This is a genomic window from Streptomyces sp. ISL-99, assembly GCF_018614005.1.
Classification (GTDB): Bacteria; Actinomycetota; Actinomycetes; order Streptomycetales; family Streptomycetaceae; genus Streptomyces; species Streptomyces flavidovirens.
The window spans coordinates 219,819-238,063 of sequence record NZ_JAGGPC010000029.1 but is presented as its reverse complement, the minus strand read 5'-3'; the positions used below and the strand labels follow the sequence as shown (position 1 = coordinate 238,063).

The 18,245-nt window shown below is 71.5% G+C and carries 19 protein-coding genes; 10 read left to right on the top strand and 9 right to left on the bottom strand.

What is annotated here, in order from left to right; translation table 11 throughout:
- Positions 1 to 68 precede the first annotated feature (68 nt).
- Both J7E91_RS18730 and J7E91_RS18725 read right to left on the bottom strand, forming a co-directional pair.
- Positions 69 to 1,487 carry a HEAT repeat domain-containing protein gene (locus tag J7E91_RS18730; protein WP_214905941.1) on the bottom strand — a complete coding sequence of 473 codons (1,419 nt, stop codon included), beginning with the start codon at positions 1,485 to 1,487 and terminating at the stop codon, positions 69 to 71.
- A 257-nt stretch (positions 1,488 to 1,744) separates the two neighbouring features.
- Complete coding sequence (locus J7E91_RS18725; RefSeq protein WP_214905938.1) at positions 1,745 to 2,137, bottom strand: ankyrin repeat domain-containing protein; 393 nt, start codon at positions 2,135 to 2,137, stop codon at positions 1,745 to 1,747.
- A gap of 273 nt (positions 2,138 to 2,410) precedes the next feature.
- Between J7E91_RS18725 and J7E91_RS18720 the strand changes: the two genes are divergently transcribed.
- Together J7E91_RS18720 and J7E91_RS18715 are read left to right on the top strand one after the other, a co-directional pair.
- Positions 2,411 to 2,605, top strand: a complete 195-nt coding sequence (locus J7E91_RS18720; protein WP_028814016.1) for a hypothetical protein — start codon at positions 2,411 to 2,413, stop codon at positions 2,603 to 2,605.
- Positions 2,606 to 2,643: 38 nt separating this feature from the next.
- Positions 2,644 to 4,227 (top strand): ATP-binding protein, encoded by a 1,584-nt coding sequence (locus J7E91_RS18715; RefSeq protein ID WP_214905935.1) that lies wholly within the window; start codon positions 2,644 to 2,646, stop codon positions 4,225 to 4,227.
- Positions 4,228 to 4,252: 25 nt separating this feature from the next.
- On the opposite strand, the gene J7E91_RS18710 is transcribed toward J7E91_RS18715, so the two are convergent.
- Complete coding sequence (locus J7E91_RS18710; protein ID WP_214905932.1) at positions 4,253 to 5,752, bottom strand: PLP-dependent aminotransferase family protein; 1,500 nt, start codon at positions 5,750 to 5,752, stop codon at positions 4,253 to 4,255.
- Between the two features lie 110 nt (positions 5,753 to 5,862).
- Here J7E91_RS18710 and J7E91_RS18705 point away from each other — a divergent pair, with 110 nt between their 5' ends.
- From J7E91_RS18705 to J7E91_RS18690, 4 genes are all read left to right on the top strand, one after another.
- A complete protein-coding gene (locus J7E91_RS18705) occupies positions 5,863 to 6,510 on the top strand; it encodes a YitT family protein (RefSeq protein WP_214905929.1) in 648 nt (215 codons plus the stop codon).
- A complete protein-coding gene (locus tag J7E91_RS18700) occupies positions 6,507 to 7,277 on the top strand; it encodes a glycerophosphodiester phosphodiesterase family protein (protein WP_214905927.1) in 771 nt (256 codons plus the stop codon). The genes J7E91_RS18705 and J7E91_RS18700 overlap by 4 nt, the downstream gene beginning before the upstream one ends.
- Positions 7,278 to 7,336: 59 nt before the next feature.
- Entirely contained in the window at positions 7,337 to 8,725 is a 1,389-nt protein-coding gene (locus tag J7E91_RS18695) for an MFS transporter (RefSeq protein WP_214905924.1), read from the top strand.
- Positions 8,726 to 8,992: 267 nt separating this feature from the next.
- On the top strand, positions 8,993 to 9,367 hold the full coding sequence (locus J7E91_RS18690; protein WP_014044757.1) for an RNA polymerase-binding protein RbpA: 375 nt from the start codon (positions 8,993 to 8,995) through the stop codon (positions 9,365 to 9,367).
- Positions 9,368 to 9,486: 119 nt separating this feature from the next.
- On the opposite strand, the gene fxsA is transcribed toward J7E91_RS18690, so the two are convergent.
- The 4 genes from fxsA to J7E91_RS18670 all read right to left on the bottom strand — a co-directional run bounded on the left by fxsA (position 9,487) and on the right by J7E91_RS18670 (position 13,530).
- Positions 9,487 to 10,059 (bottom strand): FxsA family membrane protein, encoded by a 573-nt coding sequence (gene fxsA / locus J7E91_RS18685; RefSeq protein ID WP_214905921.1) that lies wholly within the window; start codon positions 10,057 to 10,059, stop codon positions 9,487 to 9,489.
- 46 nt (positions 10,060 to 10,105) lie between these two features.
- Positions 10,106 to 10,873, bottom strand: a complete 768-nt coding sequence (locus tag J7E91_RS18680; RefSeq protein ID WP_069929762.1) for a polyprenol monophosphomannose synthase — start codon at positions 10,871 to 10,873, stop codon at positions 10,106 to 10,108.
- Positions 10,874 to 11,384: 511 nt separating this feature from the next.
- Complete coding sequence (locus J7E91_RS18675) at positions 11,385 to 13,031, bottom strand: amidohydrolase (protein WP_214905918.1); 1,647 nt, start codon at positions 13,029 to 13,031, stop codon at positions 11,385 to 11,387.
- 58 nt (positions 13,032 to 13,089) lie between these two features.
- The gene (locus J7E91_RS18670) at positions 13,090 to 13,530 is read right to left on the bottom strand and encodes an Lrp/AsnC family transcriptional regulator (RefSeq protein ID WP_028814025.1); all 441 of its coding nucleotides are present in this window, start codon (positions 13,528 to 13,530) and stop codon (positions 13,090 to 13,092) included.
- 203 nt (positions 13,531 to 13,733) lie between these two features.
- Here J7E91_RS18670 and J7E91_RS18665 point away from each other — a divergent pair, with 203 nt between their 5' ends.
- Positions 13,734 to 14,138: a hypothetical protein gene (locus J7E91_RS18665; protein WP_214905915.1), complete on the top strand. Its 405-nt coding sequence runs from the start codon at positions 13,734 to 13,736 to the stop codon at positions 14,136 to 14,138.
- Between the two features lie 402 nt (positions 14,139 to 14,540).
- Here J7E91_RS18665 and J7E91_RS18660 read toward each other — a convergent pair whose 3' ends face one another.
- On the bottom strand, positions 14,541 to 15,713 hold the full coding sequence (locus tag J7E91_RS18660) for an acyl-CoA dehydrogenase family protein (protein ID WP_214905912.1): 1,173 nt from the start codon (positions 15,711 to 15,713) through the stop codon (positions 14,541 to 14,543).
- A 160-nt stretch (positions 15,714 to 15,873) separates the two neighbouring features.
- Positions 15,874 to 16,503 (bottom strand): TetR/AcrR family transcriptional regulator, encoded by a 630-nt coding sequence (locus J7E91_RS18655; RefSeq protein WP_251015851.1) that lies wholly within the window; start codon positions 16,501 to 16,503, stop codon positions 15,874 to 15,876.
- A 40-nt stretch (positions 16,504 to 16,543) separates the two neighbouring features.
- Between J7E91_RS18655 and J7E91_RS36785 the strand changes: the two genes are divergently transcribed.
- From J7E91_RS36785 to J7E91_RS18645, 3 genes are all read left to right on the top strand, one after another.
- Entirely contained in the window at positions 16,544 to 16,672 is a 129-nt protein-coding gene (locus tag J7E91_RS36785) for a hypothetical protein (protein ID WP_285439098.1), read from the top strand.
- Between the two features lie 89 nt (positions 16,673 to 16,761).
- Positions 16,762 to 17,283, top strand: coding sequence for a DUF6230 family protein (locus J7E91_RS18650; RefSeq protein ID WP_251015900.1), 522 nt, complete (start codon positions 16,762 to 16,764; stop codon positions 17,281 to 17,283).
- Positions 17,280 to 18,221: a DUF6114 domain-containing protein gene (locus tag J7E91_RS18645; protein WP_251015899.1), complete on the top strand. Its 942-nt coding sequence runs from the start codon at positions 17,280 to 17,282 to the stop codon at positions 18,219 to 18,221. Before J7E91_RS18650 ends, J7E91_RS18645 begins: the two co-directional genes overlap by 4 nt.
- The last annotated feature ends 24 nt before the right edge of the window (positions 18,222 to 18,245 follow it).

Here is an 18,245-nt window from a genome sequence, read left to right as displayed (position 1 = left end):
TATGAGCGTTTGGCCCCCGTCCCCGTCACGCCACCGTCACGCCACCCCCGGCGCCGCCCCCCGCCGGCTCAGACGGCTGGCGCGTCCGGCCCGATCCGGCTCCGTACGGCGGTCTGGACCTCGGCCTCCTCGGCCGGGTCGGCGGCGAGCCGCCGCAGTCGCTCCGCCACGCGCGCGTCGCCGGTCTCGGCGTGCAGGGCGGCCAGTTCCCTGGTGGTTTCCTCGCAGTCCCACAGGCACTCGACAGCGAATCCGGTGGGGAACGAGGGGTCGGTGGCGGCCAGGGCCCGCGCCGCGCGGCCGCGCAGGTGCGAGGAGGCCGTCTCCCGGTAGACGTGGCGCAGTACGGGCGCCGCGGCGCAGATACCGAGCCGCCCCGCGCCGTCCACGAGGGTCCACAGGAGCGGTGCGTCGGGCCCGTCGGCCCGTACGGTCTCGCGCAGCGCACCGAGCACGAGCGGGGCGTCCTGCGCCCCGCCCCGGCACGCGAGCACGCCGGCCGCCGACGCCCCGAGCGCGTCGGGACGGTGCACCCAGCCGCGCGCCCGGTCCACCGCGTCGGCGCCGCACATCCGCTCGAAGGAGGCGACGGCGGCGTCCGCGACGGTACGGGAGGGACCCTGCGCCGCCGCCTCGATGAGGTCGAGCACGACGGGGTCCCGCGATTCGGCGAGGTAGTGCAGTGCCGTGCAGCGCGCGCCGTCCTGACCGCCGCGTGCTGCCTCGACGATCGCGTGGCGGTCGGCGGGTCCCGCGACGGCCGTCAGGCACCTGGCGGCCGGCACATGGAGCGGCGTACCGCGCTCCAGGCCCTGCTGGGCCCAGTCGAACACGGCCTGGACGCTCCATCCGGGGCGCGGCCCCGTCGGCCGCATCTGCCGCTGCCAGCGGGTGAAGGAACCCTGTTCCTGTGCCGCTCGTACGCGGGCACCGACGCTTACGCGCGGGTCCTCGGACCAGAGCCGCCACGGCCGGGGCTCGAAGGCGTCCCGTACTGCGGCGGCCAGCTCGGCCTCGCCCTCGGGGGTGGCGGGGAACCGGGCGAGAACGGGCGCGGCGAGAGAGCGCAGAGCGGCGTCCTCATCCCGCAGGGCGAGCTCGTCGAGGGCCCACGCCCAGTTGGCGCCGGTCCTGGCGTACCGCCGCAGCAGCACGAGAGCGTCGTCCCTGCCGTACGAGGCGAGATGGCCCAGCACGGCGAGGGCGAGGCCGGTCCTGCCCTCGTCGTCGTCGACGAGGTCCTCCGGGTCGAAGAGGTGCTGCTCGATCGCTTCGAGCCCGCCGTCGAGATCCAGGTAAAGGCGCGCGTAGTACAGGGAGCGGTTCTCGACCTGCCAGTCGTGCCGGGGGTCGTCGAGAACGCAGTGGTTGAGGGCCGCGAGCGCTTCGGGGCGGGGCGCGGCGAGCGCGTGCAGCGTGCCGTCGCCGCGGCCCCTCTGCAGGAGGCCGAGCAACGTGCCGCTCGGCGCTATGACTGGATCGAACATGGAAAAAGCCTCACATCAAGCTGTCGACGCAACCGGGATACGTGCCTGTCTAGGCCGCGCGACAACATGCCGGGCCGTCCGCCGTCGACTTTTGCTCGCTGTAGACCATCTTCCTCTGCCTCTCGTCGGTGGGCCCGGAGCGGGCCCGCTCACATTCCCCGTGATCCGGCGACTTCTGCCCGTACCGCGTGCATGTGAATCCGACGTCATGATGACCCAGCCATTTCACCGACGCGACCACATTTACGGCGCCTCGGTCACTGGGCCCCGAAGAGCTCCAGCAGGTCCTTCTTGTCGAACATGCGCGCGGTGTCCACTGCGGACGGTGTTCCGGCGGCCGGGTCGGCGCCGCCCGCGACCAGTGCGCGGACCACCGCTTCCTCCCCCTTGAAGACGGCGCCGGCGAGCGGCGTCTGGCCCCGGTCGTTGGCCCGGTCGGGGTCGGCGCCACGGCTCAACAGGGCCTGCACGGCGGCGGCGTGGCCGTGGTAGGCGGCGAGCATCACGAGGGTGTCGCCCCGGTCGTTGGTGAGGTTCGCGGGCACGCCCGCGTCGACGTACGCGGCGAGCGCCTCGGTCTCTCCCTGGCGCGCCAGGTCGAAGACCTTGCCGGCCAGTTCGACCACCTCGGGATCCGGGGTTTCGCTCATCGGAGGGACCGCCTTCCACTGCCGTTCACTGCTGTGACCTGTGCGTACGGCACCAGCGCCGTACGAGTGAATCGACAGGGTACTGCCCGCTCACCGACATGACGCGGCCTGGCGGCGGCAAAGATCAGGGCGAACCGGACCTCTGGCCCACGCCCATGGGCCACACCAGTGAAAAAGCCGATAAATAACCCATTTGCACCTTTTGCCGTATAGATACATGCTGTGAGCCTGGAAGAACTCATGGTGACTGTCCCCTCAACCAGGGAGAACCTCATGATCCTGTCCATCTCGGGCGTCGTGCTTCTCGGCATCATCGTCTTCCTCTTCTTCCGGAAAGACGGCCTCAAGGCGTCGCACGCCCTCGTCTGCGCACTGTTCGGCTTCTACCTCGCGGGCACAGCCATCGCACCGAGCATCAAGGCCGGAGGCGCGAGCCTCGCCGGCCTTCTGGGCGGGATCAAGTTCTGACCTGCCGTAACCGCCTCAACACCACCCAGGAGACCGAAGTGGCCCGGCTTCCACTCCCCCGCATTCTGAGCAGCGGCAGTACCTCGATCACCCGCAGCCGCGAGATCGCCCGCACCGCAGCCGACAGCGCCACCGACGTCCTCCACCCGCTGATCACGCTCACCCGTGGCCTGCGGCAGCTGGCCGCCGCAGGCCGGCGCAAGTGGACCGATACGCCCAAGGACCGGCGTGGTTCCGTGCTTTTCCTGGTGGCGGCCGTCGTCCTGGTGGTCGCGCTCATCCCGTACGGGCCGCTGCTCGCCCTGATCACGGTGATGGCCGCGGCCGCCTGGAAAGGACGGGACCGCTCTCCCGCCCAGGCCGGCCCCACCGAGGCCGAGGCCGACCGGCTCAGGGCCCTCTACGAGGCTCTGGTGCCGTACTTCTCGGTGGCCGAGGACCCCACCCCGCTGTTCGCCCACGGCGGCGAGTGGGACAAGGCGTTCCCCGAGTACGACTTCGACGACGGCCGGCTCGTCCGCCTCCTGGTGCGCTACCCGGCGTACTTCACCGACGGCGAGGCCGCGTCCCGGGCCCGTGTCGAGCAGCTCCTGCACACCAAGTCGGGCCGCGGCCGCGAGTACCGCTTCGACTGGGACGAAGAGGGCAACCAGCTCGTCATGACCGTGCTCCCGCCGCTGCCCACCTCGCTCGCCGCCCAGCGCTTCGTCACCGCCCCCGGCGAGACCGTGCTGGGCTTCACCGACGCCGACGCCGTCCAGCGGACCGTGCCGGTCACCGAGGGCGACAGGACGTACGACGCTCCTCCGGTGATCTGGCGGACGGGCACCCGTTCCACGGAGCCGCACCTGCTCGTCGTGGGACAGCCGGGAAGCGGTACGAGCAGCCTGCTGCGCTCGATCGCGTTGCAGGCGCTCCAGCAGGGCGACGTGGTGATCGTCGAAGGCAGCGGCACCGGTGAGTACGCGTGCCTCACCGGGCGGGGCGGCGTACTGGCCGTCGAGTGCAGCCTGCCGGGAGCGCTCGCCAGTCTGGAATGGGCCGCGCACGAGACCGAGCGACGGCTGATCGCCGCGAACCGCGCCCGGCAGGCCGGTCACCCGGCCCCGGAGGACACCAGGCGCCCGCTGTGGATTCTGCTGGACCGCCCGAGCGTCTTCGGTCATCTGGCGGCCGCCGAAGGGCGCCCCGATCCGCAGCAACTGCTCCAGGTGCCACTGCGCCACGGCAGGGCGGCGAACGTGACCGTCGTGGTGGCCGAGCAGTTCGACGCCATGGACGCGCTCAGCGAGACCGTACGGTCCCACACACGCGCGCGCGTGGTGCTCGGTGCGGCCGTTCCCGGGCAGGTCGAATCCGTCCTCGGCGAGCCGCCGCACACGACGCCCACGCGCGACACCCCGCCCGGCCGCGGATACGCACGGCTCGGTACGGGTCCCGTGATGCGGCTCCAGGTTCCGGCGACGCCCGATCCGTACGACGACGCGACGAGCGAGGCGCACCGGCAGGCAGTCATTGAGCTGCTTCCCGATCCCGTTCTCCCGCCGGAGACGGCGCCCCCGGCACAGGCCCGGATCCAGCCCCCGGCGCAGGAGCCGGAGCCGGTGCCCGCCGAGGGCTGATCCCGCGGAGAGCGGGGAAGTCCGGTCAGGCGACGAACGTCCGCGGAGCCTCGGTGCCCGAGGTCGCTCCGCTCTCCACCAGCCTCGCCGCCGCGGCCAGCCGCACCGCCGCCTCGTCCGCCACCGGACCGCCGACCGTGAACGGCAGCCGTACGTACCCCTCGAAGGCCCCGTCGACCCCGAAGCGCGGCCCCGAAGGGACCCGTACACCGACGCGCTCGCCCATCTCGGCGAGCCGCGAACCGGACAGCCCTCCGGTACGGACCCACAGCGTGAGCCCACCGCTCGGAACGTCGAACTCCCACTCGGGCAGCTCCCTGCGGACCGCCGCCACGAGCGCGTCGCGGTTGTCGCGCGCCTGCGTGCGGCGGATCTCCACGGCCTCTTCCCAGCCGCCGGTGCTCATCAGCCACGTGATGGCGAGCTGCTCCAGAACGGGCGTACCGAGGTCGGCGTACGCACGGGCCGCCACCAGGCTGCGGATCACATCGGGCGCCGCCCGCACCCAGCCGATGCGCATGCCCGCCCAGAACGCCTTGCTCGCGGAGCCCACCGTCAGGACGGTGCTGCCCGACGGGTCGAAGGCGCAGACCGGCCGCGGCATGACGACGTCCGCGTCCAGGAACAGCTCGGTCATGGTCTCGTCCACGACGAGCACCGTCCCGGCCGAGCGCGCCGCGTCGACGAGCCCGCGCCGCTGGTCCTCGTCGGCCAGGGCGCCGGTCGGGTTGTGGAAGTCGGCGACGACGTACCCGAGTCGCGGGGCGGCGTCGCGCAGGACCTGTCGCCAGCGCGGCAGGTCCCAGCCCGTGAGGCCCTCGGCCATCGCGACGGGCACCAGCCGGGCGCCCGCCTCGCGCATCAGCTGGAGGATGTTGGCGTACGACGGCGACTCGACGGCGATACGTTCGCCGCGCCCCGCGAAGAGATGGCAGATGGCGTCGATCGCTCCCATGGCGCCGGTGGTGACCATGATCTGCTCGGGCATGGTCGGGATGCCGCGTGCGGTGTACCGGTCGGCGAGCATCTGGCGCAGCGCCGGCAGGCCCGCCGGGTAGTCGCCGTGGGTGTGCGCGTACGGCGGCAGCTCCTCCAGCGCGCCCTGCACGGCGCGGGTGAGCCACGGTTCGGGCGCGGGCAGGGAGGCGCAGCCGAGGTCGATCACGGAGCCGAGGGACTCGGGCGGCAGCGGCTCCAGGCCGCGCGCGGGCAGCGGGTTGCCGGCGGGGACGGCGGTCCAGCTGCCGGCTCCCCTGCGCGACTCCAGGAAGCCCTCGGCGCGCAGGGCCTCGTACGCCGCTGCCACGGTGGTACGGCTGACGGCCAGGGCCACCGCGAGTTCGCGCTCGGCGGGCAGCCGCGCGGCGACCGGCACACGCCCTTCGAGGACCAGCAGCCTTACGCCGTCGGCGAGGGCGCGGTAGGCAGGCGGCTTGCGCGTGCCGGGGCCCTGCGGGCGGGTCTGCTGGCCATTGAGCTGCCTGGCGAGCTGCGCCGTACCGACCGCCGAAGTCCACTGCGCCATGATTTCCAGTCCACCTAACTCGAATTGGCCATGGATGACATCTCCTGCCAAGCCACAGGGTGTCATGCGGCGGTCCACTACCGCCACTACCTCTATCCAGGGAGCACCAGTTGTCCAGGGAACTCACTCGTCGGCTGCTGCAGCTCTACATAGGTCTCGCGCTGTACGGAGTGAGTTCGGCGGTGCTGGTGCGCGCGGGCCTCGGTCTCGAACCCTGGGGGGTGCTGCACCAGGGCCTCGCCGGGAAGACCGGGCTGACGATCGGCGTGGTCTCGATCATCGTCGGCGCCGTCGTACTGCTGCTCTGGATCCCGATCCGGCAGCGCCCCGGTCTCGGCACCGTGTCCAATGTCGTGGTGATCGGCGTCGCGATGGACGGCACGCTCGCTCTCGTACCCGACGTACACGGCCTGGCGGGCCAGATCCCGCTGATGCTCGCCGGCATCGTGCTGAACGGCGCGGCGACCGGCCTGTACATCGCCGCCCGGTTCGGTCCTGGCCCGCGCGACGGGCTGATGACCGGGCTGCACCGTGTCACCGGGCGCTCCATCCGGCTCGTACGCACCGCGATCGAAGTGGCCGTCGTCGCCACTGGCTTCGCCCTGGGCGGCTCGCTCGGCGCCGGCACCGTTGTCTACGCCCTGGCCATCGGACCGCTCGCGCAGTTCTTCCTGCGCGTCTTCGCCGTCCCCGCGCCGGAGAACGGCAGTACGGTCGTCGCCGGCCGTATACGGGACCGGGCGATAATCCCCCGGTGAACCGCGACCGCGTACGCCATCCCTATCTGGACCACCCGGCGCCGCTCGCCTTCGCCCATCGCGGCGGGGCGGCCGACGGCCTGGAGAACACCGCGACGGCGTTCCGGCGCGCCGACGCGGCCGGGTACCGCTACTTCGAGACGGACGTGCACGCCACGGCGGACGGCCGCATCGTCGCGTTCCACGACGCGACCCTGGACCGGGTGACGGACCGGCGGGGCAGGATTTCGGCGCTTCCCTGGAACGACGTCAGCCGCGCGCGGGTGGCAGGGAAGGAACCACTGCCTCTCTTCGAGGAACTGCTCGAAGAGTTTCCCGACGCGCGCTGGAACGTCGACATCAAGGCAGAGCCCGCTCTTGCGCCGCTGGTCGGCCTGATCCGCAGGACCGGAGCGTGGGACCGGGTCTGCGTCGGGTCGTTCAACGAGAACCGGGTCGCCCGGGCGCAGCGCCTGGCGGGCCCCCGTCTCGCGACCTCCTTCGGCACCACGGGCGTCCTGGGACTGTGGCTGCGTGCGCGCGCTCTGCCCGCCGCCGTGCGCCGCAGCGCGGTGTGCGCCCAGGTTCCTGAGGTCCAGAACGGCATAAGGGTCGTCGATCACCGTTTCGTACGCACCGCACACGCGCTCGGCCTCCAGGTCCACGTCTGGACGGTCAACGATCCGGGCCGGATGGCAGCGCTTCTCGATCTCGGTGTGGATGGCATCATGACGGATCACATCGAGACGTTGCGCACGGTCCTGACCGAGCGGGGTGCCTGGGCCTGAGTCCACGCCACCCCGCACCGTGACCCGCGACGGCACGGGGACGAGCGAGGGGGCACCCGGTGAGCGCTGGCACCGTGGACCGTACGGACGGCACGGAGGGGGCGGGCGGTCCCGGCGGACCCGCCGGCCGAAGGCGCGAGCAACGCGGCTGGTACTTCTACGACTTCGCGTGCTCCGTCTATTCGACGAGTGTGCTCACCGTGTTCCTCGGCCCGTACCTGACGACGGTCGCGAAGGCCGCGGCGGACGCGAACGGCTTCGTCCATCCGCTGGGCATACCGGTACGGGCCGGCTCGGTGTTCGCGTACGCCGTCTCCGTGTCCGTCGTGGTGGCCGTCCTGGTCATGCCCCTGGTGGGCGCGGCAGCGGACCGTACGGTCCGCAAGAAGCCCCTGCTGGCGGCCGCCGCGTACGTCGGGGCGGGCGCGACGGCGGGCATGTTCTTCCTGGACGGGGACCGCTACCTGCTCGGCGCGTTCCTGCTGATCGTCGCGAACGCCGCGCAGTCCGTCTCGATGGTGCTCTACAACGCGTATCTGCCCCAGATCGCCGAGCCGCACGAGCGCGACAAGGTCTCCTCGCGCGGCTGGGCCTTCGGCTATACGTCCGGCGCCTTCGTTCTCGTCCTCAACCTGATCCTCTACTCGGGCCACGAGAGCTTCGGAATCTCGGAGTCCGCAGCCGTACGGATCTGTCTCGCCTCGGCGGGCCTGTGGTGGGGCGCCTTCACGCTCGTGCCGCTGCGCCGGCTGCGCGACCGGCGGGTGGTGGGCGGCGCGAGCGGCGGCCACGGTCCGGGCAGGGTCGGTGCGGGGTGGCGTCAACTGGTCGCCACCGTCAAGGACATGCGCCGCCATCCGCTGACGCTGTCCTTCCTGCTGGCCTATCTGGTCTACAACGACGGCGTCCAGACGGTGATCTCGCAGGCGTCGGTCTACGGATCCGAGGAGCTTGGCCTCGACCAGACGACCCTCATCACGGCCATCCTGCTGGTCCAGGTGCTCGCGGTCGCCGGGGCGCTCGGCATGGGCCGGCTGGCCCAGCGCTTCGGCGCCAAGCACACCATCCTCGGCTCGCTCGCCGCCTGGACACTGACGATCGGCGCGGGCTACTTCCTGCCGGCCGGGGAGCCGGTCTGGTTCTACGGCCTGGCGGCGACGATCGGGCTGGTTCTCGGCGGCAGCCAGGCCCTGTCCCGCTCCCTCTTCTCGCATCTGGTGCCGCGTGGCAAGGAGGCGGAGTACTTTTCGGTCTACGAGATGAGCGACCGGGGCATGAGCTGGCTGGGACCGCTGGTTTTCGGGCTCGCCTACCAGCTGACCGGCAGCTACCGGGACGCGATCATCTCGCTCGTGGCCTTCTTCGCGCTCGGATTCGTCCTGCTCGTACGGGTGCCCGTACGACGGGCCGTGGAGGCTGCGGGAAACCCCGTACCGGAGCGGATTTAGACCTTGAAGTGAAAGGCCGGTAGTGTACGCCTTTGGCCTGCCAGGCGGACCGTTACTGCGCGCTCGGGAATCGACAACGCTGGGTGACATCTGCTGCCATAAGTGACAAACCGGGCACTGGTGGGTACCCAACTTTTGGGAAAAAGCAGCGGCACGACGGGCGACGCATGACCCGCAACGGGAATCTTTACCGCCGACCGGACGTTGACCGGATGACGACGACAGCGACACCTGTCCTGTGGGCGACAAGCCCGGGAGGCACGATTCATGAGTGAGCGAGCTCTCCGCGGCACGCGACTCGTGGTTACAAGCTACGAGACCGACCGCGGCATCGATCTGGCCCCGCGCCAGGCGGTGGAGTACGCATGCCCGAACGGACATCGATTTGAGATGCCGTTCTCGGTAGAGGCCGAAATTCCGCCGGAGTGGGAGTGCAAGGCGTGCGGCGCCACGGCACTCCTGGTAGACGGCGACGGGCCTGAGGAGAAGAAGGGCAAGCCCGCGCGTACGCACTGGGACATGCTCATGGAAAGGCGCACCCGCGAGGAACTCGAAGAGGTCCTGGCCGAAAGGCTTGCGGTACTGCGATCCGGCGCCATGAACATTGCCGTGCACCCGCGGGACAGCCGCAAGTCCGCGTAACGCCCCGGCGTTGCGCCTGACGGCAGTCAGTACAACAGGCAAGAGCTGCGGGGGTGTGACACAGCGAGTCTGTGTCACACCCCCGCGGCTCTTGTCGTTCCACCGGGCCGGGCGCCCGGTCAGGGCGTCAGCGGCGGCTTCGGGCCGTCGTCGCGCCGAGGCGCGGGCGGCGCGTCCTGCCTGATGACCTCACCCTGCACGACCTTGCCGTCCGGGCGGTGAATGCGGGCCTGCTGGAAGGCGTCGCCCAGGCTGCCGGTACCCGCCGCGCTCATCCTGCGTTCCAGGGAACGCTCGGCGTACCTTCCCAGGGCCGACCGGACGGGCGGTACGAGGAGCAGCAGCCCCGCCACGTCCGAGACCATCCCGGGCAGCATCAGCAGCAGGCCGCCGAGCATCAGGAAGCCGCTGCCGCTGCCCATCCGGCGCTGCGCGGGCGTATCCCCCGCCTGCTGCCGCTGGAGCGTCTCGGTGAGGTTCTTGAACGCACGCCGGCCCGCCCGCTTGATGACCACGGCGCCGAGCACGGCACCCGCGACCAGCAGCAGGAAGACCGTGAAGCCGCCGGCGGCGTCGGCCACGACGGTCAGCAGCCAGATCTCGAGCACCAGCCAGGCGGCGACGCCAAGAGGTACGAACGTGCGTGCGCGTGAACGCTTGGGAACTGTCGGGGGCGGTGAGCCGGTCGTCATGCCCCCAGTGTGCCTGGACGGGCGCCTGGACGGCGTAAAGGGGAGATCAGGAGGGCTTGCGCCCCAGCAGCTTGTTCGCCCGGGAGCCGACGCCCCAGGCCGTTACCCGCCACAGGGCCTCGACGACGATGTCACGGCTCATCTTGCTGTCGCCCAGCTCCCGCTCGACGAAGGTGATGGGCACCTCGACGACGTTGTAGCCGGCCTCGACCGCGCGGCGGGCGAGGTCGACCTGGAAGCAGTACCCCTGCGAGGCGACGTCTTCCAGACCGAGGCCTTCCAGGGTCTGCGCGCGGAAGGCCCGGAAACCGCCCGTGACGTCGCGGATCGGTACGCCGAGGAGCACCCGCGAGTACGTGCTGCCGCCGCGGGAGAGCACCTCGCGGTGCTTGGGCCAGTTGACGACGCGTCCGCCCGGCACCCAGCGCGAGCCGAGCACCAGGTCGGCGCCCTTGAGCGCGGTCAGCAGGCGGGGAAGCTCCTCGGGCTGGTGCGAGCCGTCCGCGTCCATTTCCACGAGTACGCCGTAGTCGTGCTCGATGCCCCAGCGGAAGCCCGCCAGGTAGGCCGCGCCGAGCCCTTCCTTGCCCTTGCGGTGCAGGACGTGGACCTGATCGTCGACGGCAGCGATCTCGTCGGCGATCTTGCCGGTGCCGTCGGGGCTGTTGTCGTCGGCGACCAGGACGTGCGCGTCGGGCACCGCGGCACGCACGCGGGAGACGATCGGCTTGATGTTCTCGGCCTCGTTGTAGGTCGGAATGATCACCAAGGCTCTGCCGAGCGGGCCGTAACGCCTCTGACCGCCGTCGTTCACTGCTTCCCCTTATTGTCCGTACACCATTGCCCCACCGTTGCCCCACCATAGCGAGCGTGGTCAGCGGGCCTGCACGGATGTGGTCCGGAGGAAGCGACACGTCGCTTCTGCGGGTCGGGGCCCGGTGTCCTTCGGGCCGGCCCCGGGCCCGCCGGCTGCGGGTCGGCCGAGAGCCGTTGTCTACTGAACGTCCGGGCCCCACCCGGGTCCCACCTGCCGGTCGGCTGAAACCTTCCCTCGCCCCCGAGGCGCGGGCGCTGAACCTGGCTCCGAGTGCTGGTGCGCCGGTGCGGCACACCACCCCATGACCCAGCGGCGTTCGACGACTGCGTGGAGGTTTGCCGGTCGGACGTCTGCGGTGGACCCGCCGAACCTACCCGCCGGTGGCCGCTTTCTGTCAACAGTCGCTCGACCTGGGGTGTTTGTTCAAATCACCAGGTCAGTGCGGAAGACACGCCGCCGGCACGAGGCTGCGCGCGAACACCGATCGGCGGTACGCGGCCCGCGCACATCACCCGTTCGGCCGCTCGTAAACAGTTTGTCCGAAGACCACGGTCCGCAGGCAGACGGGGAGTTCGGCGCCGGGCGTGAGGTCCGGCAGGCCGGGCGTGCCCGAGCGCGGGTCGGTCGACCAGCGGGCGACCCGGTCGTCGGGCGCCTGCACCACCAGCTCGCCGGTGCGCCAGACCGCGTAGTCGGCGAGTGCGCCGGGGACCAGGGTGCCCGCGTCGTCACGGCCCACCGCCCGCCAGCCGCCGCGCGTGTGGGCGGTGAAGGCGGCGCGTACGGAGACGCGGTGCTCGGGGGTGCGGTGGAAGGCGGCGGCGCGGACCGTGCCCCACGGGTCGAGCGGGGTGACCGGGCTGTCGGAGCCGAAGGCCAGCGGCACACCGGCGCGCAGCAGGGCGGCGTACGGGTTGAGCGTACGGGCCCGTTCGGCGCCCAGGCGCTGCGCGTACATCCCGTCCTCGCCGCCCCAGGCGGCGTCGAAGGCGGGCTGCACCGAGGCGGTCAGGCCGAACTCGGCGAATGCGGCGATGGTGGCGGGCGTGAGCATCTCGGCGTGCTCGACGCGGTGGCGGGCGGCGCGGATCCGGGCGAGGCCGAGCTTCTCGGCGGCGGCGCGCACCCCGTCGACGACCGAGCTGAGCGCGGCGTCGCCGATGGCGTGGAAGCCGGCCTGGAGCCCGGCCTCGGTGCAGGCGGTGACATGGGCGGCGACGGCCGCGGTGTCGAGGTGGGCCGTGCCGGTGTGGGAGGCGTCGGCGTACGGGTCGTGCAGGCAGGCGGTGTGCGAGCCGAGCGATCCGTCGACGAAGAGGTCGCCCGCCGCGCCGGCCGCGCCCAGTTCGCGAATACGTTCGGCGTCCTTCGCACTCGCGACCTGCTCGGCCCAGTAACCGAAGACGCGGGGGCCGGGCCGCTCCGCCGCCAGCTTCAGCAGCCCGGTGAAGTCCTCCTCGGAGGAGATGTCGGGCCCCGCGCACTCGTGGACCGTACCGATGCCGAGCGAGGCGGCGTGCGCGAGGGCCGCGCGCTGCGCCTCGGCGCGCTGCTGAGGAGTGACGGCGCTGTGCGCCGCGGCGCGTACGGCGTGGTGGGCGGCGGCGGTGAGCGGGGCGTCCGGGTGGTAGCCGGCCAGGCCGGTGACGCCGGGAACCAGGTCCAGGAGGGCCGTGGTGACGACGGCCGAGTGGACGTCGATCCGGGGCAGGTACAGCGGTCGGCCGCCGGCCGCCTCGTCGAGTTCGGCGCGGGACGGGGGCCGCTGTTCGGGCCAGCGCGTGGCGTCCCAGCCGTGCCCGAGGAGCATCCGGCCCGCCGGTGCCGCGGCGGCGTGCGCCCGTACGAGCTCCAGCGCGCCGGCGAGACTCCGCGCGCCGCAGAGGTCGAGGCCGGTGAGCGCGAGGCCCGTGGACGTGGTGTGCACGTGTGCGTCCGTGAACGCGGGTGTGACCAGAGCCCCTTCGAGGTCGATCACCTCGTCGACGCCGGTGGCGAAGGCGTCGGCCGCCCCTTCTGAGCCCACCCAGGCGACATGTCCGCGCTCGACGACCATCGCGGTGGCGAAGGGGTCGGCGGGGCTGTGGACCTCTCCGCCACGCAGCAGCACGGTGCGGTGTTCGGCCTGGGGGGCGGGGGCGTTGTGCTCGGTCATGGTGAACAGTCTCGCCCCTCGCGCGGGACGTGCCGTGCGCGGGGGCGGAGCCGGGACGTCAGACCTGCGGCGGGCGGGCTTCGTACGGCGTCGAAAGAACCACCGTCGTACGCGTCGACACACCGGCCAGGGAACGGATCCGGGTCAGCAGGTGCTCCAGTTCGAGCGGGGTCGCGACGCGCACCTTGAGGATGTAGTTCTCTTCGCCCGCCACGCTGTGGCACGCCTCGATCTCGGGAACGCCCGCGAGCCGTTCCGAGATGTCGTCGGGGGCGCTGGGGTCGAACGGTTTCACCGAGATGAAAGCGGTGAGCGGCAGCCCGACGGCCTCGGGGTCGACCACCGCGGCATAGCCCCGGATGACACCCCGCTGCTCCAGCCTGCGCACGCGCTGGTGCACGGCCGAGGTGGACAGGCCCGTGGCCTTGCCCAGGTCGGTGTAGCTCATCCGCCCGTCCTTGACGAGCAAATCCACGATCTGACGATCCAGCTCCTCCATAGCGGATCAACCTATGCCCCGGAGGGGCTCAGGCACAGCCGGGAACCCTCCGGAAGGGCACCTGCGGGGGGCATGTGACGAACACCACAGGCTCGTGGCCGTGTCCGTCGGGCATGCGCGATTACCGCGCGTGCGCGACGGGAAGTGCTTGCTGTGGTCGAGGTCGCAGCGCCTTGTCGGCCCACCCGAGGGGGAGTGTCTCCATGCAGAGCCTGAAGCGCACCGGACGTACTGAACCGGAGCCTGTTGAATCCGTCGACGACGACGATCTCGAAGATTTCGACGCGTACGACACCTTTGAGATGTTCCGGGTGATCTGCCCGGACTGCGCCCAGCCGATCGCGCTGCTGGCGGACGAGAACGTCCTGCCCGAGCACGCCAAGTGCCCTACTCCGTGGAACCCGTTCGGGCTGACGGCGTGCGAGGGCACCGGCCGCCCGGCGGCGGACGCCAGGCCCGCCGACGAGACGCTGGAGGTCCAGGAGCAGGAAACAGCCCTGCTGTTGACGCTCCCTCAGGGACTCGACTGGCGGACGCAGCCGTTCTCGCACGTCGGCGGCCCGGGCTCGCGTCCCCTCAAGGTGTCGCAGCTGCGGCGCGCCGCCTAGGGCCTGTCCGGCGAATCAGGGCCGGGGCCGCGACGCCCACAGTGCGGGATCATCGCGTCCGGGTCCTCAGGGACCCGGACCCAGGGCCGTACGCGCGTCACCGGCCGGGGCGCCGCGGTTCACCGCGCGAACGGACGCCCGAATGGGGTCGGCGATAACCCGGGCGGCCTTGCGGCTGTTGGCCCGATATGACCCTGCAGTACACACAGCTCGGCGACGGACGCCGACGTCTCGCTTCTTCGTCCTCAGCTACCGGAGAATCGGTTCCGCATCCTGCGGATCCGCCCCTCTACCGGGCGCTCATGCACCAGTGGCACAGCCGCGGCCGCACCCTGCCGGGACGCCGCGACCCGGAGTGGTCCCGGCTCGTGGCGTCCCCCGCGTGGCCGGAGGCGGGGCGGCTCAGCGCGTCTCGGGACCCACGAGACGGCGGGCGATGACCATGCGCTGAATCTGGTTCGTACCCTCGACGATCTGGAGCACCTTCGCCTCGCGCATGAAGCGCTCGACGGGGAAGTCCAGCGTGTAGCCGTAGCCGCCGAGCACCTGGACGGCGTCGGTCGTCACGCGCATCGCCGCGTCCGTGCAGAACAGTTTCGCCATCGCGGCCTCCCGCGAGAACGGCCGCCCGGCGTCCCGCAGGCGCGCCGCCGCGAGGTACAGCGACCGGCCGGCCTCGATCTGGGTGGCCATGTCGGCGAGCATGAAGCGCAGCCCCTGGAAGTCGGCGATCGGCCGGCCGAACTGCTGCCGTCCGGTGGCGTACGAGACAGCCTCGTCCAGGGCCGCCTGGGCGACCCCGATCGCGCAGGCGGCGATCCCGAGCCGCCCCGAGTCGAGCGCGGACAGCGCTATGGCGAAGCCCTGCCCCTCCTCGCCGATGCGGCGGGAGTCGGGGACCCGTACGCCGTCGAAGTGGAGCTGAGCCGTGGGCGAGCCCTTCATGCCCATCTTCTTCTCGGGCGCCGCGGCGTTCAGCCCCTCGGCGTCGCCGGGCACCAGGAAGGCCGTGATGCCCCGTGCGCCCTCGCCGCCCGTACGGGCCAGGACGGTGTAGAAGTCGGCGACCCCGCCGTGCGTGATCCATGCCTTCGTACCGGTGATGACCCAGTCGTCGCCGTCGCGCACGGCCTTGGTGCGCAGCGAGGCGGCGTCGGATCCGGAGGAGGGCTCCGAGAGACAGTAGGCGCCGAGCAGGCCGCCGCCGAGCATGGCGGGCAGGTGCGTGGCCTGCTGTTCCTTGGTGCCGTAGCCGGCGAGGGCGTGGCAGGCGAGGCTGTGGACGCTGACGCCGAGGCCGACCGTGAGGCGGGCGGCGGCGAGCTCTTCGAGTACCTGGAGGTAGACCTCGTACGGCTGGTCTCCGCCGCCGTACTCGGCGTCGTACGGCAGACCGAGCAGACCGGATTCCGAGAGCAGCGCGAAGATCTCGCGCGGGAAGTGCCCGGCGTCCTCCTCGGCTGCGGCCCGGGGCGCGATCTCGCGCTGGATCATGTCGCGCACGAGCGCGAGCAGATCCCGGGACTCCTCGGTGGGCAGCTGACGTTCCACCGGCTGCGGGGCGCGGTCGGACATTGCGGCGCTCTCCTCCCTGTCGGGCGCTGCGGCGGTCGCGCGCGCAGGGTGTGGCGGCGCCGCCGGGTCTTGCCGCCTGGCCGCCGGCACTCCTCCGGGTCACGGAAGTCGCTGGCCAGCGGCTGTGGCGCGTTGAGTATGCCCGATGGAATGTCTTCCGTCACGGGGTGGCGGACGGCGCGGGGCAGCTCGGTTCCAGTTCCTCGATCGTACGGAGCGTGGCGCGCAGCAGCCTGGTGAGCAGGGCGCGGACGGTGGCGCGGTCGAGTTCCTGATGTCCCAGCCAGTCCAGCGTGATCCCTTCGACGCCCGTCATCCAGCCGATCAGGGCCAATCGGGCGGTCAGCGGGATGTCACGGCGCCCGTACGCGCCCTCCGCGATGGTGGCGATCAGCTCCTCGCGCACCGCGTCGCGGATGGCCTGCACCTCGGCGTCGAAGCCGACGCCGCCGGTGACGATCGTGCGGTACGCCGCCTGGTGGTGCTGGGCGTAGCGCAGATAGCCGTCGATGGTGCGCCGGACGCGCTCGGCGGTGGGAAGGTCCCGGTCGCTGCCTGCCCGTGCGACCAGTTCGGCGACCGATTCCTCGACGATGGCGAGGTAGTAGCCGCGTTTGCTCTTGAAGTAGTAGTAGATCAAGCCCTTGGCGACGCCCGCGTGCCGGGCGATGTCGTCCATCGACAGGGCGTCGTACGACGTGTCGGCGAACAACTTGCGTCCGGTCGCGATGAGTTCGGCGCGGCGCACCTGCGATCGCTCGCTGGAACCGCGCTGTTGACTAATATTCAATACCCGCCCTAGTCTCCAACTGCCACAGGATGTCCGCAGTATGGCAGACCTGCGCGAACTCCCTTTCCGCGTCAGCCTGTCGGCGGACTTCCACGCACTCCATGTACGGCACATGCACCTCCACGCACTTCCCCTGCGCACTGGAACGACGTACGGGAGGAACAAGTGAACGCAGCCAAGCAGCCGCCTGCCGAGGGCAGAACGGCATGGAAGAAGACAGCGGTCGTCGCGACGCCGGCGGTCCTCGCGGTCGGGGTGATGGCGTCGATGATGGGCCAGGGAGCGCTGGCCGCGTCGTTCGCCGTATCGGGTACGAGCTTCCAGGTGGCGTCGGGGAAGCTGACGAGCCAGGGCCTGTCCAGCTACGTGCAGACGGACCGGTCGGTGGACGGCAAGGGGCATCCCGTCGCGCTGCTCGGCATCGGCGACGCCAGGCTCAGTGACATCTGCCAGGCCGCCGAGGTCGCCACCCCGGTCGGCAAGGTCGTCTTCAGACTGACGGCCGGCGGCAAGGCCGGTGAGGTGACGGCCAGCAGCCTGGTCATCGACGCCGAGGATCTAGTCGGTGACGCCCGCTTCGGCACGGCGCAGATCGGCCGGGACGCGTCGACGCTGGACCAGGTGCCCGGGATCAAGGGCGAGGCCGGGAAGTTCGGCCTCCAGGCCGGGGACATCGAGGTCGCGGGCGTGAAGTCGCACGCCTGGTCCGCGACCGGCGGCAACTTCCGGCTGAAGGGGCTCAGCATCGACGTGAGCCTGGACGGCAAGAAGTGCTTCTGATCCGCGGCCGTCCGGCGAAGGGATGGCCGGCGGAGCGGCTGCCGTACCCGGACGCGCGGCGCAGGCTGCGGGCCTGGCGGCGGACCCGCCCGTTCTGGGGCGGGCTGCTGCTGATACTCGGCGGGACCGAGCTGCTGCTGGTGCCGCTGTCGCCGCTGACGGTGCTGGTGAGCCTCGGGCTCGGCGGTCTGGCGGCGATCGGGATCGGGCTCGCGCTGATCGCGGCGGGCCTGTTCCTGTGGTTCCTGCCGCACACCCGCCACTACGTGAGCGTCAACGCGCTGCTGCTGTCCGTCCTGTCCTTCGCCGCGACCAATCTCGGCGGCTTCGTGGTCGGGATGGGGCTGGGGATCGCGGGCAGCGCGATGGGGTTCGGCTGGACGCCCGTACGGGAGGAGCAGAGGGAGGCCGAGGTCTCGCCGCTGCGGGACGGGCAGGGGCCGCGGACGCTCGCGGCCGCGCTGCCGGTCGTGCTGCTCGCCGCGCTCGGGCAGGGCCCGGCCCCCCTGAAGGCGCCGGATCCCGGCCCGGTCGTCGCGGCCCGTACGCCGCCGACCGTGACCACCACCCTCTTCGCGCCGCACGGTTTCCTGGTCGCGGGGGTGCGGGAGGTGCCGACCGCCGGCGGTCCGGTGAAGGCGATGGTGCTGAAGATGCGGTCCGCCTCCCTCACCGACTACCGCCTCACGACCCGCGACGGCGGCGACGAACTCGCCCTGGGAGCGGACACCCTGGACCTGAGCGGCGATGTGACGCTCTACCTCACCAAGTTCAGCGGCTGCCTGGAGGGCCTTGTCTGCCTCACTTTCACCCCGGACGGCCTGCCCGTGCCGCCCGTGGTGCCGCCGTTCGTCTTCATGACCGATGTCAGCGCCGAACAGGCCCTGGTCACCTCGGACCTGATCGTCACGGACGGGCTGACCCTGGAGGCGTCGTGATCCAGGGCCCCCGCGGCCGTCCGG

Coding starts and splice junctions, on each gene's coding strand:
- J7E91_RS18665 (WP_214905915.1), top strand. CDS start 13,734: ATGCAGAGCCTGAAGCGCACCGGACGTACTGAACCGGAGCCTGTTGAA.
- J7E91_RS18660 (WP_214905912.1), bottom strand. CDS start 15,713: ATGTCCGACCGCGCCCCGCAGCCGGTGGAACGTCAGCTGCCCACCGAG.
- J7E91_RS18675 (WP_214905918.1), bottom strand. CDS start 13,031: ATGACCGAGCACAACGCCCCCGCCCCCCAGGCCGAACACCGCACCGTG.
- J7E91_RS18710 (WP_214905932.1), bottom strand. CDS start 5,752: ATGGCGCAGTGGACTTCGGCGGTCGGTACGGCGCAGCTCGCCAGGCAG.
- J7E91_RS18720 (WP_028814016.1), top strand. CDS start 2,411: ATGATCCTGTCCATCTCGGGCGTCGTGCTTCTCGGCATCATCGTCTTC.
- J7E91_RS18730 (WP_214905941.1), bottom strand. CDS start 1,487: ATGTTCGATCCAGTCATAGCGCCGAGCGGCACGTTGCTCGGCCTCCTG.
- J7E91_RS18670 (WP_028814025.1), bottom strand. CDS start 13,530: ATGGAGGAGCTGGATCGTCAGATCGTGGATTTGCTCGTCAAGGACGGG.
- J7E91_RS36785 (WP_285439098.1), top strand. CDS start 16,544: ATGGCAGACCTGCGCGAACTCCCTTTCCGCGTCAGCCTGTCGGCGGAC.
- J7E91_RS18650 (WP_251015900.1), top strand. CDS start 16,762: ATGGCGTCGATGATGGGCCAGGGAGCGCTGGCCGCGTCGTTCGCCGTA.
- J7E91_RS18690 (WP_014044757.1), top strand. CDS start 8,993: ATGAGTGAGCGAGCTCTCCGCGGCACGCGACTCGTGGTTACAAGCTAC.
- J7E91_RS18725 (WP_214905938.1), bottom strand. CDS start 2,137: ATGAGCGAAACCCCGGATCCCGAGGTGGTCGAACTGGCCGGCAAGGTC.
- fxsA (WP_214905921.1), bottom strand. CDS start 10,059: ATGACGACCGGCTCACCGCCCCCGACAGTTCCCAAGCGTTCACGCGCA.